Consider the following 15,366-nt stretch of genomic DNA (forward strand, 5'->3'; position numbering starts at 1 on the left):
GGCAACGCGCCGGGCTTAACTAAACTTGTCCAGCCGGCCGTCGCGAAACACGTAGACGGCGCCCTGCTCGATATAGAGCTCGGCGGCGCTGGCGGGGGTCTCGATACCCAAAGACACCATCAGGGCCCGGCAGGTGCCGCCATGGGCGACCGCGACGGTGTCGGTCTGGAGCTGATCGTACCAGGCGCGCACGCGGACCTGCACATCGGCATAGGTCTCCCCGCCCGCGGGACCCACCGTCCATTTGTCGGCGAGGCGCCTGGCATAGATGTCGGGATCTTTCGCCTCGCTCTCGGCCAGCGTCAGCCCTTCCCAGACGCCGTAGCCGATCTCGCGCAGGCGATCATCGAGCGCATAGTCCGCGACCGGCAGTTCGAGCTTGCCGCGCGCGAGCTCCATGGTCATGCGCGCCCGTCCGAGCGGGCTCGACACGAAGGGTAACGTCGCCTTGTCTCTGCCGTCGCGCTTGAAGAGGTCCGCCAGCACGCCACCGGCCTGCATGGCCTGATCGCGGCCGCGCGCGTTCAGCGGAATGTCCTTGGTGCCCTGAAGCCTGCCGAGCGCATTCCACTCGGTCTCGCCGTGGCGAAGGTAATAGATCGTGGGCACGGGCATTCCAGAATGGAGGCTAGTCTTTTCCACCGAACGAGATATCCGGCGCGTCCGGGCGCTTCATGCCCAGCACGTGATAGCCGGAATCGACGTGATGCACTTCGCCGGTGACGCCGCGCGAGAGATCGGAGAGCAAATAAAGCGCGCTGCCGCCGACGTCCTCGGTCGAGACGTTGCGCCGCAGCGGCGCGTTATTCTCGTTCCACTTCAGGATATAGCGGAAGTCGCCGATGCCGGACGCGGCGAGCGTCTTGATCGGCCCGGCCGAGATCGCGTTGACGCGGATGTTCTTCTCGCCGAGATCGGCGGCGAGATAGCGCACGCTGGCCTCCAGCGCCGCCTTGGCCACGCCCATCACGTTGTAATGCGGCATCCACTTCTCGGCGCCGTAATAAGAGAGCGTGATCAGCGAGCCGCCGTCGGTCATCAGCTTCTCGGCGCGCTGCGCCACCGCCGTGAACGAGTAGCAGGAGATCAGCATCGACTTGGAAAAATTCTCCGGGGTGGTGTCGACATAGCGGCCGTCGAGCTGCTCGCCATAGGCGATCGCGTGCACCAGGAAGTCGATCTTGCCCCACTTCTCCTGCAGCACCGCGAAGGCCGCATCGATGGTCGCGGCATCGGTGACGTCGCAATGGCCGAGCACGAGGCCGCCGATCTCGGCGGCGAGCGGCTCGACGCGCTTCTTGAGCGCATCGCCCTGATAGGTGAAGGCGAGCTCGGCGCCGGCCGCGTGGCACGCCTTGGCGATGCCCCAGGCGATCGAGCGGTTGTTGGCGAGGCCGAGGATCACCCCGCGCTTGCCTTGCATCAGTCCTTGCATCAGTCCTGAATCCTGCGCCATTTCCGAACGTCCCGTCGAGCTCTCGTTGAGGTCTGGAGGTACACCAGCCCTCCCCTGCGGTACAGTCCTAATACGCGGCGTTAACGCTGTTTCGAGCGCCGGAATAGCCGTTCCGTTCGGGTGTTATGATGATTGTGGCGCTTGCGCCGAACGGCAGGACATCAAACACGGCATGAGTGCGTTTCGCCAGAGTGTGGAAGCCATGATCCCGGCGCTGCGCCGTTACGCCCGCGCGCTCACGCGCGATGCGGATGCGGCCGATGACCTGGTGCAGGATACGCTGGTGCGGGCGTTGCGTTCGGAGCGCCTGTTCCTGGGGGGCGACGTCAGGAGCTGGCTCTACACGATCCTGACCAACCTCAACAAGAACCGGCGGCGCTCGCTGGCAAGGCGCCCGCAATTCACGCAGCTGACGGAGAACAACCCGGATGCCAGCGGGACCGAAGCGGAAGGGCGCGACATCGAGAGGGCGCTCTCGACACTGGTCGAGGAGCAGCGCTCGGTGCTGCTGCTGGTGATGCTGGAGGGCATGAGCTACCGCGAGGTCGCCGACATCCAGGGCGTGCCGATCGGCACCGTGATGTCCCGCCTGGCCCGCGCCCGTGCCCACGTCAAGGCCTCGCTGGAGGGCGAGCGCCCCGCGCTCAGGCGGGTGAAATGATGGCAGGATTGATGCATCGCGCGACCCGCGTTCCCTGCACGAAAAGAGAAGCGGCAGAGTTGAACCGCGTCAGATTTTTTGGGCCGCAGAGCCAGAGACGATCGATATGAACGACCACAGGATTTCAGTGACCGAGGACGAGTTGCACGCCCATGTCGACGGCGAGCTGCCGGCCGAGCGCCGCGCCGACGTCGAGGCCTGGCTTGACGCGCACCCCGACGATGCCGAGCGCGTGCAGTCATGGCGCGCCATGGCCGAGATGCTGCACGCCCGCTACGATTCCGTCGCCCAGGAGCCGGTGCCGGCCCGGCTGGAGCTCGAACGGCTGGAACGCCGTCCCCGGCAATGGCTCTATGGCGCCGCCGCGGCTGTGCTGGTTGCCTTCGTCGCCGGCGGCACCGCCGGCTGGGTGGCGCATGGCGCCGCCAATGCGCCCTCGACCTTCCAGAGCTTTACGGCGGACGCGCTCGATGCCCACCGCCTCTATGTCGTCGAGGTTCGCCATCCCGTCGAGGTCGGCGGCAACGAGCGGGACCACCTCCAGGCCTGGCTGACCCGGCGCTGCGGCTGGACCGTGTTCGCGCCGAACCTGGAGGCGAGCGGGCTGAAGCTGGTCGGCGGCCGGCTCCTGCCGGGGCCGAACGGCCCGGCCTCGTTCCTGATGTATGAGGGCACCTCGGGCGAGCGGTACACGATCTACACCTCCAAGACCGAGAACGGCGCGACGCAGATGCGCTACGCCAAAACGGACAAGGACGGGGCGCTGTTCTGGGCCGAGCGCGGCGTCGGCTATGTCGTCAGCGGCGGCGGCACCGACCGCGATCGGCTGACGAAGGTGGCGCAGGCCGTGTACGACCAGGCCGAGAAAAGCGGCGGCTAGACAACCGCGCAAGCGCTGTGCCTCGATTCCGTCATTGAAAATCTGGAATCAAAACATCGGCGCGTCTCATTATCGCACCGAGTGTTCACGCGATTATGAGCAGCGTTCGATCCGCCGATCGACGCGGGCGGCCTCGATTGGGGTTTTTGGTACCGCGCTGGTCCCCCTCTCGAGGCCGCACCTTTTTATCGGCTGCCCCGCCGGACAGCCGACACGTCGATCACATGAAGCGCTACCACGCTTCAGGCATATGATGAGCATCATCTCCTCGACGATGCCGTCGGCCTTTAGGAGAAAAACCCCTTCAGTTCGATCTCGCCCTAGCCCAGCCCGCTACGTGGATTGTAGGGGTGATGGTCCCGCCACTTCTCCATCAATGTCTCAAGCTCGGCGTCGTTCCCGTCCGGTAGCATAATCCTGATGGTGACGAAGAGATCCCCGGTTCCGCCGGCTTTCGGCAGGCCCTTGCCCTTGAGGCGGAAGGTCCGGCCGCTGGAGGTGTTTTTCGGGACCGAAAGCTCGACGTCATTGCCGAGGGTGGGCACGCGGACCTTGCCGCCGAGCACCGCTTCATAGAGCGTAACCGGCAGATCGATCCTGAGGTCGGCGCCATCGATCTTGAAGAACGCGTGCGGCGCGACGCTGATGGTGATCAGGAGATCGCCCGGCGGATGGCCCTGGGCGCTTTCACCCTGCCCGCGCAGGCGGATCTGCTGGCCCTCGGTGACGCCGGCCGGAATCTTGACGTTCAATTCCTTGCCGTTCGGCAGCCGGACTCGCTTTTCGCCACCCTTGACCGACTCTTCCAGCGAGACCGACATGGCGACGTTGACGTCGAGATCAAGCCCGATGCCGCCGGTGTCGAATTCGAACTGGGCACCGCCGCCAGCGCCGGGCCGCGCGCCGCGTACCCCGCCGCCGAACATGCTGTTGAGGATATCCTCGAACGCGCCCGCGCCCTGACCGGGGCCTCCACCGCCGCCGCGGAACGAGTACTCGAACCCGCCGGGACCCGCGCGTCCGCGCGGCCCACCGCCGCCACCGCCCGGAAAACCCTGGAAGCGCGGCTTGCCCTCGGCGTCGATCTCGCCGCGGTCAAACTGCTTGCGCTTGTCCTCGTCGCCGAGGATCTCGTTCGCCGAGTTGATCTCGGAGAAGCGCTCGGCGGCCTTCGGGTCGTCCTTGTTGCTGTCGGGATGATGCTTCTTGGCAAGCTTGCGATAGGCGCTCTTGATCGCGGCAGCGCTAGCGCTCCGCTGCACCCCCAAGACCTCATAGGGGTCGCGCATCCGTCACGTCTCCTCTCGGAATATCGATATGTTCAAAGGGCTCCCCGCCCACCTGAGCCTCATGTGGGGGCGAGTGGCATTTTTGCAACTGGTCGGGCGAAGCGATCCGTTACGATTCGAGCACGATCCTATCGGAAAACCGGTTCCCACTGGTCCGGATCATGCTCAGCTCCGCCATGGCTTTAGCGTATGAATCTCCCAACGGCCACGGCTGCTTTGGCAGCCGGCGCCCTGGAGCCAGCTCTCGGTGCTGCCGTTGACGTAGCTGGCCAGAAAATCGCGGCACTTGCGCCCATCCTCGGCGGCATAGGATTGCGCGATCGGCGTCACCGAGCCCCGCGCCCCGGTTTCCGGATTTTCCCAGTGCTGGCTCGAATCCCTGTCGCCCTTGCTGAGGACGTCGGAGGCGGCGTTGCGGGCGAAGGCAAGATCGGTCTCGGTCGGCGGGGCGTCCTTTGCCGGCCGCGCGATCGAGCCTGTGAGGTCGCTGTCGTCGGCCTTGGCATAGGCACTGGTGTCATTGCGGGAAAAGCTGCAGCCGCCGGTGCCGAGCCCGATCAAAATCATCGTCATGACAAAGCTGGACGGCCCGATCGCCGATAGGCCAACGCGTCCCCATGCCCTATATAGGGCGGGAGCGGACGACAACGCGTTTTGGGCCGCGATACGCAACTCGGACTCCAGACATGAGCGACACGACCTCGATGAAACACCAGACACCCTTAACATCCGGTGATTTCACCGCCGCCGACGAGCCATTTGCGCTATTCGACGCCTGGCTGAGCGAGGCGATCAAGAGCGAGCCGAACGATCCGAACGCCATGGCGCTCGCAACCGTCGATCCCGACGGGCTGCCTGATGTGCGCATGGTGCTGATGAAAGGCTTCGATACCGAGGGTTTCGTCTTCTACAGCCACATCGCGAGCCAGAAGGGCCGCGAACTCGCCGCAAATCCTAAGGCGGCGTTACTTTTTCACTGGAAGTCGCTGCGCCGTCAGGTCCGCATCCGCGGCAACGTGACGCCGGTGACCGACGCCGAAGCCGACGCCTATTTCGCGACGCGACCGAAGCAGGCGCAGATCGGCGCCTGGGCGAGCAAGCAGTCACAGGAGCTGGAAAGCCGCTTCGCCTTTGAGCAGGCCATCGCGAAAGTCGCGGCCAGGCACGTCATCGGCGAAGTGCCGCGCCCGCCGGGCTGGAGCGGCTGGCGCATCACGCCCGCGCGGATCGAGTTCTGGCACGACCGCCCGTTCCGCCTGCACGACCGCATCGAATTTCGCCGTGACGCGGCCGGCGGGCCGTGGTCCAAGACGCGGATGTACCCTTGAGCCTTGTCTTGAACTTTGGGGCGACCTGAAAGATGTCCATGCCGCATTCGTCCAATGCGCCGCGCCGCACGCTGCTCCTGACCGGAGCGAGCCGCGGTATCGGCCACGCCACGGTGATCCGCTTCTCGTCGGCGGGCTGGCGTGTCATCACCTGCTCGCGGCACCCGTTCCCGGAGGACTGTCCCTGGGACGCAGGGCCGGAGGATCACATCCAGGTCGACCTCGGCAATCCCAAGGACACGACGCGCGCGATCTCCGACATCCGCGACCGCCTCGAAGGCGGCATGCTGCATGCGCTGGTCAACAACGCCGCGATCTCGCCGAAGGGCCCGGGAGGCTCCAGGCTCGGCTCGGTCGACACCGACCTCGAGACCTGGACGCATGTGTTTCACGTCAACTTCTTCGCGCCGATCATGATCGCGCGCGGGCTGATCGAGGAATTGAAGGCGGCCAAGGGCTCGGTCGTGAACGTCACCTCGATCGCGGGCTCGCGCGTGCATCCCTTCGCGGGCGCCGCCTATGCCACCTCGAAAGCCGCGCTGGCATCGTTGACGCGCGAGATGGCCTCCGACTTCGGCCGCGTCGGCGTCCGCGTCAACGCGATCGCGCCGGGCGAGATCGACACCTCGATCCTGTCGCCGGGCACCGACAAGATCGTGGAGCAGCAGATCCCGTTGCACCGCCTCGGCACGCCCGACGAGGTCGCCAAGATCATCTACGTGCTGTGTACGGATACCTCGTCCTACGTCAACGGCGCCGAGATCCACATCAACGGTGGTCAGCACGTGTAGGTGCTGACGTCATTGCGAGCGCAAGCGCAAAATTGCTTTGCAATTTTGTCGCGGGCTCCTCGCAATGACCGAATTCGATGGTTCTGGGGAAGCAAGGCGATCCAGACAAAGCCGCCGCAAGACCTGGATCGCCCTTACTTGCCTTCCGTTCTCAATCGGCGCGAAACCGACGCGGCTGATCGCGCAGTCTTTGGGCTGCAGCATTTGGAGCTGCGGCATTGATCGCAGTCGAGCAGTCGTCGTCGTTCTCACCGTCGAGCAGCGGAGCACCACAGTGCCGGCACATGCGTGCCGACATCGACGACGCCTTGCCGCTCGCCAGGACCTGGCGATAGTTCGCCAGATCGATGACGTTGCGGGGCGACGTTATGTGTTTCTCAACCATGGCTGTTCCTCGCGGCTACACGCTGCTTATCGCAGACAAGCTTCGCGTAAACGTTCAGCCCACCGCTCAAATTTTACTGGAGGAATTGGGGCGCAGAGCACACATCACCGCTCGGCCTCAATCCCGCTCTATTCTGCGACACCAAACACGGTGTGTCTGCGAACGGCGTAAGGTCTCGGTAGCCATTCGGCGAGAGTGCTACGAGCTCAGAGCCATTTCTTCCACTTGAAGATCCAGTACGGGACGATCGCTGCGATCAGCATCAGCACCAGCGCAAATGGATAGCCGTGCGCCCATTCGAGTTCCGGCATCGCCTTGAAGTTCATGCCGTAGATCGAGGCGATCAGCGTCGGTGGCATCAGGACGACGGCCATGACCGAAAACAGCTTGATGATGTTGTTCTGCTCGAGATTGACGACACCGAGCATGGCGTCGAGCACGAAGGTGATCTTGCTGGAGAGATAGGAGGCGTGGTCGGTCAGCGAGACGACGTCGCGCTGCATGGTCTTGAGCTGCTCGCGCATGTCCTTCGACCACTTCACGCCTTCCACCACCGCAGAGAGGAAAGCGACGACGCGGCCGATCGACACCAGGCTCTCGCGAACCTTCGAGGTCAAATCGCCCTTGCGGCCGATCGAGATCAGGATCTGGGAGTATTGCTTGGCGTGGCCGTGGCGCTCGCTCTCCGGCTCGAAGATGTCGTGGCTGACCTGGTCGATGTCGGCGCCGCAGCGCTCCAGAATATCGGCGCAGCGGTCGATGACGGCGTCGAGCAGCTCCATCAGCACCATCTCGCCGGTGATCCCCGGCGTGCAGGAGCGGGCCAGCTTGGCCTCGACCAGCGCGAAGGGTTTTGGCTGGTCGTAGCGCACCGTCACCAGACGATGATCGCCGAGGATGAAGGTCACCGCCGTGGTCCGGGGCATATCGGTATCGGAGTGGCACATCAGCGTCGCCGTCATGTAGCGCGCGCCGTTCTCGATATAGAGGCGACTGGAGATCTCGATCTCCTGCATGTCCTCCCGGGTGGGGATCGCGATGCCCGAGAGCCGCTCCACCGCCTTGTCCTCGTTCGCGGTCGGGTTGACCAGGTCGATCCACACCGCATGCTCCGGCACCGCCGCGAGATCGTCGATAACGGCCTTCTTGAGGGAGGTCTCGGAGGGAACGAACACAGAAAACATGCACAACTCCAGCGGGGGCCTGCGACCGAATGACAGCCCTTAGCGCGATTCTGACAAGTTCATGATGACAAGCACATTAACGGAGCGGTGGCATTTGTGGCCGCACCGTGGCACGGAATCGACACTTGGCCCAAAAACCAGCCCACAGCCGCAAAACTTGCGGCAAAAAAGCCACAGCTAAGGCCCCGCAGCGCGGGAAAAGGTCCGAGACGCTGGAAGTGTGGCAGATTTCAACGATAATAGGGGCCACGGAGTCGTGGTGTTGGGCTTGGCTCAAGCTCTGCGAAAGCTTGTTGTTGTCGATTGGAACCAAATCATGTCGTCGCTGAAAGTTATGCTGGGTGTTTTGGCCGCTGGCCTGATGCTGTCGGGCTGCATGCAGGCCACACATTTTGAGGCGACCGACACCAAGGCCTTCAAGCCGAAGGACAAGGAACTCCTCGCCAAGGTTCGCTACGAGAACACCCCGGTCGCCGAGCCGTTCCGCCGCGCCATCGTCGACTACCATCGCAAGGAATCGCCGGGCTCGATCGTGGTCGATTCCGACAACCACTATCTCTATTACGTGCAGGATGGCGGCAAGGCGATCCGCTACGGCATCACCGTCGGCGAAGAGGCGATGGCCTGGTCCGGCATCGCCAAGGTGGGAAGCAAGACCGAGTGGCCGGCCTGGCATCCGACCCCGGGCGAGATTTCACGCCTGGGCGTGCCGACCTATGTTGCGCCCGGCCCGGACAATCCGATGGGCTCTCGCGCGATCTACCTTTATTCCGGCGGCAAGGACACGCTGTTCCGCATTCACGGCACCAACCAGCCGGAATATATCGGCGCCTCGATCTCGTCGGGCTGCATCCGCCTGACCAACGAGGACGCGATCGACCTCTATGATCGCGTCAAGGTCGGCACCATCGTCGTGGTGCTCGAGCCGAAGCATGGCGACTCGCCCTACAATTCGCGCCTTGCGCTCGGCGGCAGCCAAACTGGCCAGGCGGGCAGCTTCTGATCGCCTCCTGATCCCTGACATTCAAAAGCGCCGGTTTTACCGGCGCTTTTTTATTGCGGGCTTGCTCTTGCCGCCCGTAGCCGCCGGCTGGTCGGCGGCGGGCTTCGCGGTGTCCTGATCGTCTGTACCGTCCCCGGCCTCCGGCTTGGCCGCGACCTCTCGCGGCGGAGCTTCTTCCGGCCGTTCCGCCGGCAGCAATGGAGCGACCTGCGGCAGGGGATCCCAGACGTTCCACTGGCAGATCCGGTAGTCGTTGCGCCGCTGTGCGAGGTCGAGATGGATGTGGTCCTCGTGGTACCAGTCCGAGCCCGGCCCGAGCACGGTGGAAAAGCGCGCGCAGACCGAACGCAGCACGCGTTCGCGTATGTCGCGGGACATCGTACGGTCGGTGAGGCCGATCGACTGTCCATTGGCAAGCTTGATGGCACGGACGTCGAGCGCGTTGGCCTTGCCGTGCTCTGACAGCAGCGCACCGGCGACGCGGTTGCGGCCGCGGCACTCAAAGCTATCGAAATTGTCCAGATCGCTGATCGTCGAACCGAGGCTGCCGGCCAGCGGCACCATGTCCTTGCGGACCCAGTCGGCGATCGCGGAGGCCATGGTGCAGCGGAGGATCGCCGCAGGCTTGACCGCCACCCTGCGCTTGTCCGGCAGCACGATGGCCTCCAGCCGCACCAGATCCCCGCCGCCGCAGGCACCGGGGCCGCGGATATCCGGAATGGACGGCGCGACCGCGATCTCCTCGGTCAGCGCGAGGCGGCAGGCCGAAGCCTGCTTCTCGGGCGGCGGCGCGGCCTCCGCGGGCTTGTTGGCGTTCGACGTGTCTGGGGCAGATTTCCCGTCAGCCTCAGGAGGGGCCTCCTCCGATGCCTTGGGGGCCTCTTCAGGACGGGGTTTCGGTAGCGGGATCCTGGCGGAATGAACCGTCGTACGCGGTCGTGGAGTACCGAGGCCGAAGATATCCAGCGGCGCAGCATATTTCCGCGCCTCTGCCCGTTCCGGGAGCACCAGCGACAGCCCGAGCGCAGCGGTAACCATTGCCGCGCCGGCGGACATATAGCCGCGACAAGACCATTTGCGGCGAAAGTCCAGCAGGCTAAAACCCATGACAATTCTTTGGCCCAGCGCTGAGAGCGATAACAAGTCCAGCCCACCTCGGAGGAACGACGGAATGCTTGGTTTGATGCAAGATTGGCCCCTGCTCTGCCACCGGATCATCGAACACGCCGCCAAGATTCATGGCAAGCAGGAGGTCGTCACGCGATCGGTCGAGGGACCGATCCATCGCACCACCTATGGCGAAATCCACCAGCGTGCCCTCAAGGTCTCGCAGATGCTGGACCGCGATGGCATCAAGCTCGGCGACCGCGTCGCAACCATTGCCTGGAACACCTGGCGCCACCTCGAAGTCTGGTACGGCATCATGGGGATCGGCGCCATCTGCCATACCGTCAATCCCCGCCTTTTCCCCGAGCAGATCGCCTGGATCATCAACCATGCGCAGGACCGCATCGTGATGACCGACATCACCTTCGTTCCGGTCCTGGAGAAGATCGCCGACAAGCTGGAAAGCGTGGAACGCTACGTCGTGCTCACCGACAAGGCGCATATGCCTCAGACCACGCTGAAGAACGTCGTCGCCTACGAGGACTGGATCGCGGAGGCCGACGGCAAATTCAAATGGAAGGACTTTGACGAGAACACGGCAGCCGCGATGTGCTATACGTCCGGCACAACGGGCGATCCGAAGGGTGTGCTGTATTCGCATCGCTCCAACGTGCTGCACGCGCTGATGGCCAACAATGTCGATGCGCTCGGCACCAGCGCCTCCGAGACAATGCTGCCGGTGGTTCCGTTGTTCCATGCCAATAGCTGGGGCATCGCCTTCTCCGCGCCCTCGCAGGGCACCAAGCTCGTGATGCCGGGCGCCAAGCTCGACGGCGCCTCGGTCTACGAACTGCTCTCGACCGAGAAGGTGACGCACACCGCGGGCGTGCCCACGGTGTGGCTGATGCTGCTCCAGCACATGGCCGCCAACAATCTGAAGCTGCCGGAGCTGAAGATGGTGATCTGCGGCGGCTCTGCGATGCCGCGCTCGATGATCAAGGCCTTCCTCGACATGGGCTCGAACGTGCGCCACGCCTGGGGCATGACCGAGATGAGCCCGATCGGCAGCGTCGCGGCGCTGAAGCCGCCGTTCCAGAATGCGACCGGCGAGGCGCGGCTCGACGTGCTGCAGATGCAGGGCTATGCGCCCTTCGCGGTGGAAATGAAGATCACCGACGATGCAGGCAAGGAGCTGCCCTGGGACGGCAAGACCTTCGGCCGCCTCAAGGTCTCGGGCCCGGCCGTCGCCAAGGCCTATTACCGGGTCGACAGCAACATCCTCGACGAGGACGGCTTCTTCGACACCGGTGACGTCGCGACCATCGACGAGGCCGGCTACATGCGGATCACCGACCGCTCCAAGGACGTGATCAAGTCCGGCGGCGAGTGGATCTCCTCGATCGACCTCGAAAACCTCGCTGTGGGCCATCCGGCGGTGGCCGAGGCTGCCGTGATCGGGGTCTATCATCCCAAATGGGACGAGCGGCCGCTGCTGATCGTGCAGCTCAAGCAGGGCCAGCAGGCCAGCCGCGAGGAGATCCTGAAGTACATGGACGGCAAGATCGCCAAATGGTGGATGCCCGACGACATCGCCTTCGTCGACGGCATTCCGCACACCGCCACCGGCAAGATCCTGAAGACGGCGCTCCGCGACCAGTTCAAGGATTACCGCTTCCCGAACGCGGCGGCGTAGTTCCGGAACACGTAAAGCCTCGGATCCGGCCCTCCCAAGGGCCGGATTTTGTTTGCGCCAGCGCGACGAAAGACCAATTGGAGCCGACGCAGTCGCTCCCTAACTTCGCGCCGAACCAAACAACAATACGAGGAGGCGCCCAGATGAAATCCATTGCAGTGACGACAATTCCCTGGCTGCTCGCAGCGTCAATCACAGCTACGGCCGCGCACGCCGCGAATAACAAAGTCGTGATCGGCGACATCGACGACATGTCCGGGCTGTACGCCGACGTGATCGGACCCGGCGGCGTCACAGCCGCCAAGATGGCGATCGACGATTTTGGCGGCAGTGTGCTGGGCAACAAGATCGAGTTCATCGAGACAGACCACCAGAACAAGCCCGACGTCGGCGCCCAGAAATTCCGTGAATGGGCTGACCGCGACAACGTCACGATGATACTCGGCGGATCGAACACCGGGGTCAGCCTGGCGATGAACAATGTCGCCAAGGAAAAGAAAATCCCGTTCATCGCGATCGGCGCCGCCGGCGCATCGCTGACCGGCAAGGACTGCACACCCTACACCGTGCACTACGTCTACGACACGACCTCACTCGGCAACGGTACGGCCAAGACCATGGTGAAGCAGGGCGGCAAGACCTGGTTCTTCCTCACGGCCGACTACGCCTTCGGCACGCAATTGCAGGAAGCCGCCGCGAAGGTGGTCGAAGCCAATGGCGGCAAGGTGATCGGCGCCGTGCGCGTTCCGCTCTCCACGTCCGACTTCTCGAGCTACCTGCTCCAGGCGCAAAACTCGGGTGCCCAGATACTGGGACTCGCCAACGCCGGAAACGACTTCACGAACTCGATCAAGGCTGCCGACGAGTTCGGTATCGCGAAGACGATGAAGCCGGCCGCTTTGCTCGCCTTCATCAGCGACATCCACAGCCTCGGGCTCAAGACCGCGCAGGGCCTTTTTCTCACCACCGGCTGGTATTGGGATCTCAATGACAAGACCCGCGCCTTCGCCAAGCGCTATTTCGAGAAGACCAAGCGCGAGCCCACCATGAATCAGGCGGGCTATTATTCCGCGACCATGACCTACCTCAACGCGGTCAAGGCTGCAGGCACCACCGACTCGGACAAGGTGATGGCCGAGCTCAAGAAGATGAAGATCGACGATATGTTCACGAGCAACGGCAAGATCCGAGCCGACGGCCTGATGGAGCATGAGATGTACATCATGCAGGTCAAGAAGCCCGAGGAATCCAAGCAACCCTGGGACTACTACAAGGTGGTTCAGACCATGTCCGGCGAAGAGGCGTTCGGGAAGCTGTCCGACTCGGCCTGTCCGCTGGTCACGCACTGATATCGCACCCGGAACGGGATGATCGAAAGCATAAGGGCGCGCCCGCGGGTGCGCCCTTCGCAATCGCGGGATGAAACACGCCAAAACACGGGCCACGTTACCCCTGTCCACATAGGGGACAAACCGCTTCACAGTTCCTTGGAAAATGCGCTAGGTCAGCTTGCTCCCGTCGCCCGTCCCGCAACCGGCGACTCATATCTGTGATGGAACAGCATGGCCCGAAGGTTTTCCGCTCCCTATCAGACGGAGCCCGTGTCCAGCCTCGCGAGTTGGGCACGCAACCTCGCCGTGTTCGCGGTGGTGGCGGTGGTGGTGTCGATCCTCATCGTCCGCTTCGGCTTCCTGGAGCCGAAGCCGGCGCTCGTCACCTTCTTCGGCGGACTTGCGATCGCCGCGCTCTCGATCCTGTTCGGGCTCGCCGGCTTTGCGGCGATCTGGCAGAACGGCTCGCGCGGCATGGCACGCATCCTGCTCGCTTTCCTGATCGCCGGGGCCATCCTCGCCTATCCTGCTTATCTCGGCCTGCAATATCGCAAGCTGCCGGCGATCCACGACATCACCACCGACCCGATCGACCCGCCCCGCTTCGACGCGCTGGCGCGTCTGCGCACCGGCGACGGCGCCAACAGCGCGGTCTATGCCGGCCTCTATTCGGCCGAGCAGCAGCGCCAGTTCTATCCTGATATCGAGCCGATCGAGCTCGAGATTCCGGTCGACCGCGCCTATGCGATCGCGCTCCAGCTCGTCAACAAGCGCAAATGGCTCGTCATCGACGAACGCGCGCCGCAGCCGCCGCGCCGCATCGGACGCATCGAGGCGGTGGCGCGCTCGCCGATCATGGGCTTGCGTGAGGACATTTCCATCAGGGTCGCGCCCGATGGCGAGGATTCCCGCGTCGATATCCGCTCGGCCTCGCGCTATTTCGAGAGCGACCTCGGCAGCAACGCCGCGCGCGTGACGAAATTCATCGACGATCTCAACACCGCCGCGGATGCCGATGCGCTGAAGCCGGTGAAGAAGACGCCGGTGACGCCGCCGAAGGCGCCGGCAAAGACGGTGAAGAAATAGCCCGACTGTCATTCCGGGGCGCCCGCAGGGCGAGCCCGGAATCCATTGATCCATCAACGCCGCTGCCCGATGGATTCCGGGTTCGCGCTACGCGCGCTCCGGAATGACGAGAGGCTAGTCCGCCATCCGGTACGTCCCGCCGATCATGGGGTCGCCATCCGTCGCCACCACGCCGCGCCCGACCAGGTCTTCCAGATGCGCCAGCACGGAATAGCCGGCGGCCGTCGTCAGCCTGGGATCGATGCCGATATAGATCGCACGCACCATGGTCGGAATGTCGGTCTCGCCCTTGGCGAGGCGGTGCAGGATCGAAGCCTCGCGCGCCTTGCGGTGGCGGATCAGGAAGCGCACGAAGCGCTGGCCTTCGGGAATCTCGGGGCCGTGGCCGGAGAAATACAGATCCTCATCGCGCGCGGCGAGACGATCAAGCGACTCCATGTAGTCGATCATCGAGCCGTCGGGCGGCGCCACGATCGAGGTCGACCAGCCCATCACGTGATCGCCGACGAAGTTAACCTTCCGTTCGGGCCAGGCGAAGGCGAGATGATTGGCGGTGTGGCCGGGCGTCGCCACGGCCTCCAGACGCCAGCCGTCACCCTCGACGACATCGCCATGGGCGATTCTGACATCCGGCACGAAGTCGCGGTCAGAACCGGATTCCGGATTGTGCTTCTCGCTCTCGAAGCGCGGGCGCGAGGCGCGGTGCGGGCCTTCGGCATACACCGGCGCGCCGGTCGCCTGCTTGATCCGCGCGGTGTTCGGCGAATGGTCGCGGTGGGTGTGGGTGACGAAGATATGGCTCACTGTCTCGCCGCGCACGGCATCGAGCAGAGCCGCGGCATGCGCCGCATCGTCCGGGCCGGGATCGATGATGGCAACATTGCCGGTGCCTACGATGTAGCTGACGGTGCCGGTGAAGGTGAACGGGCTCGGATTGTTACAGAGTACGCGCCGCACGCCGGGACGGACTTCCTCGACGAGGCCGGGCTGAAGCGGAAAGTTGCGGTTGAACGGGACGTCGTCGTTGTCGGACATGGGACTTCCTGTACGTGCCGCCACGCTTTCCGCCGTCATACCCCGCGAAGGCGGGGTATCCAGTACGCCGAGGCGTCGGTGGCGAAAGCGAGGTCTCTGGAATACTGGATCGTCCGCCCCAGTGCGCAAGTGCGCAC

At 64.1% G+C, this 15,366-nt stretch carries 16 protein-coding genes; 8 read left to right on the top strand and 8 right to left on the bottom strand.

The window, feature by feature from the left end; translation table 11 throughout:
- Positions 1-15: 15 nt before the first annotated feature.
- Positions 16-615, bottom strand: coding sequence for a histidine phosphatase family protein (locus F8237_RS06650; RefSeq protein ID WP_151643040.1), 600 nt, complete (start codon positions 613-615; stop codon positions 16-18).
- A 13-nt stretch (positions 616-628) separates the two neighbouring features.
- Positions 629-1,456, bottom strand: coding sequence for an enoyl-ACP reductase FabI (fabI, locus tag F8237_RS06655; RefSeq protein ID WP_151643042.1), 828 nt, complete (start codon positions 1,454-1,456; stop codon positions 629-631).
- 172 nt (positions 1,457-1,628) lie between these two features.
- Between fabI and F8237_RS06660 the strand changes: the two genes are divergently transcribed.
- Together F8237_RS06660 and F8237_RS06665 are read left to right on the top strand one after the other, a co-directional pair.
- Positions 1,629-2,117: a sigma-70 family RNA polymerase sigma factor gene (locus F8237_RS06660; protein WP_008141491.1), complete on the top strand. Its 489-nt coding sequence runs from the start codon at positions 1,629-1,631 to the stop codon at positions 2,115-2,117.
- A gap of 106 nt (positions 2,118-2,223) precedes the next feature.
- Entirely contained in the window at positions 2,224-2,997 is a 774-nt protein-coding gene (locus F8237_RS06665) for an anti-sigma factor family protein (RefSeq protein WP_151643044.1), read from the top strand.
- Between the two features lie 320 nt (positions 2,998-3,317).
- On the opposite strand, the gene F8237_RS06670 is transcribed toward F8237_RS06665, so the two are convergent.
- Both F8237_RS06670 and F8237_RS06675 read right to left on the bottom strand, forming a co-directional pair.
- On the bottom strand, positions 3,318-4,286 hold the full coding sequence (locus tag F8237_RS06670; RefSeq protein ID WP_151643046.1) for a DnaJ C-terminal domain-containing protein: 969 nt from the start codon (positions 4,284-4,286) through the stop codon (positions 3,318-3,320).
- A 165-nt stretch (positions 4,287-4,451) separates the two neighbouring features.
- Entirely contained in the window at positions 4,452-4,859 is a 408-nt protein-coding gene (locus F8237_RS06675) for an RT0821/Lpp0805 family surface protein (protein ID WP_041748476.1), read from the bottom strand.
- Between the two features lie 113 nt (positions 4,860-4,972).
- On the opposite strand from F8237_RS06675, the gene pdxH reads away from it, so the two are divergent.
- Entirely contained in the window at positions 4,973-5,614 is a 642-nt protein-coding gene (gene pdxH, locus F8237_RS06680; protein ID WP_151643049.1) for a pyridoxamine 5'-phosphate oxidase, read from the top strand.
- A gap of 38 nt (positions 5,615-5,652) precedes the next feature.
- Positions 5,653-6,405, top strand: coding sequence for an SDR family NAD(P)-dependent oxidoreductase (locus F8237_RS06685; protein ID WP_151650473.1), 753 nt, complete (start codon positions 5,653-5,655; stop codon positions 6,403-6,405).
- Between the two features lie 151 nt (positions 6,406-6,556).
- Here F8237_RS06685 and F8237_RS06690 read toward each other — a convergent pair whose 3' ends face one another.
- Both F8237_RS06690 and F8237_RS06695 read right to left on the bottom strand, forming a co-directional pair.
- On the bottom strand, positions 6,557-6,790 hold the full coding sequence (locus F8237_RS06690) for a hypothetical protein (RefSeq protein WP_151643051.1): 234 nt from the start codon (positions 6,788-6,790) through the stop codon (positions 6,557-6,559).
- A gap of 206 nt (positions 6,791-6,996) precedes the next feature.
- Complete coding sequence (locus F8237_RS06695; protein WP_151643053.1) at positions 6,997-7,974, bottom strand: magnesium transporter CorA family protein; 978 nt, start codon at positions 7,972-7,974, stop codon at positions 6,997-6,999.
- Between the two features lie 316 nt (positions 7,975-8,290).
- On the opposite strand from F8237_RS06695, the gene F8237_RS06700 reads away from it, so the two are divergent.
- Positions 8,291-8,977 (top strand): L,D-transpeptidase, encoded by a 687-nt coding sequence (locus F8237_RS06700; protein ID WP_151643055.1) that lies wholly within the window; start codon positions 8,291-8,293, stop codon positions 8,975-8,977.
- A 36-nt stretch (positions 8,978-9,013) separates the two neighbouring features.
- Here the strand turns inward: F8237_RS06700 and F8237_RS06705 are convergent, their stop codons facing one another.
- Positions 9,014-10,084 (bottom strand): extensin family protein, encoded by a 1,071-nt coding sequence (locus F8237_RS06705; protein WP_151643057.1) that lies wholly within the window; start codon positions 10,082-10,084, stop codon positions 9,014-9,016.
- Between the two features lie 64 nt (positions 10,085-10,148).
- Between F8237_RS06705 and F8237_RS06710 the strand changes: the two genes are divergently transcribed.
- From F8237_RS06710 to F8237_RS06720, 3 genes are all read left to right on the top strand, one after another.
- Entirely contained in the window at positions 10,149-11,777 is a 1,629-nt protein-coding gene (locus F8237_RS06710; RefSeq protein ID WP_151643058.1) for a fatty-acid--CoA ligase, read from the top strand.
- Positions 11,778-11,920: 143 nt separating this feature from the next.
- Positions 11,921-13,126 carry an ABC transporter substrate-binding protein gene (locus tag F8237_RS06715; RefSeq protein WP_151643060.1) on the top strand — a complete coding sequence of 402 codons (1,206 nt, stop codon included), beginning with the start codon at positions 11,921-11,923 and terminating at the stop codon, positions 13,124-13,126.
- A gap of 213 nt (positions 13,127-13,339) precedes the next feature.
- Positions 13,340-14,194, top strand: a complete 855-nt coding sequence (locus F8237_RS06720) for a DUF1499 domain-containing protein (protein WP_151643062.1) — start codon at positions 13,340-13,342, stop codon at positions 14,192-14,194.
- Between the two features lie 114 nt (positions 14,195-14,308).
- Here the strand turns inward: F8237_RS06720 and F8237_RS06730 are convergent, their stop codons facing one another.
- Positions 14,309-15,229, bottom strand: a complete 921-nt coding sequence (locus F8237_RS06730; protein ID WP_151643064.1) for an MBL fold metallo-hydrolase — start codon at positions 15,227-15,229, stop codon at positions 14,309-14,311.
- Between the last annotated feature and the right edge of the window lie 137 nt (positions 15,230-15,366).

The sequence above is a fragment of the Bradyrhizobium betae genome, assembly GCF_008932115.1.
Taxonomy (GTDB): Bacteria; Pseudomonadota; Alphaproteobacteria; order Rhizobiales; family Xanthobacteraceae; genus Bradyrhizobium; species Bradyrhizobium betae.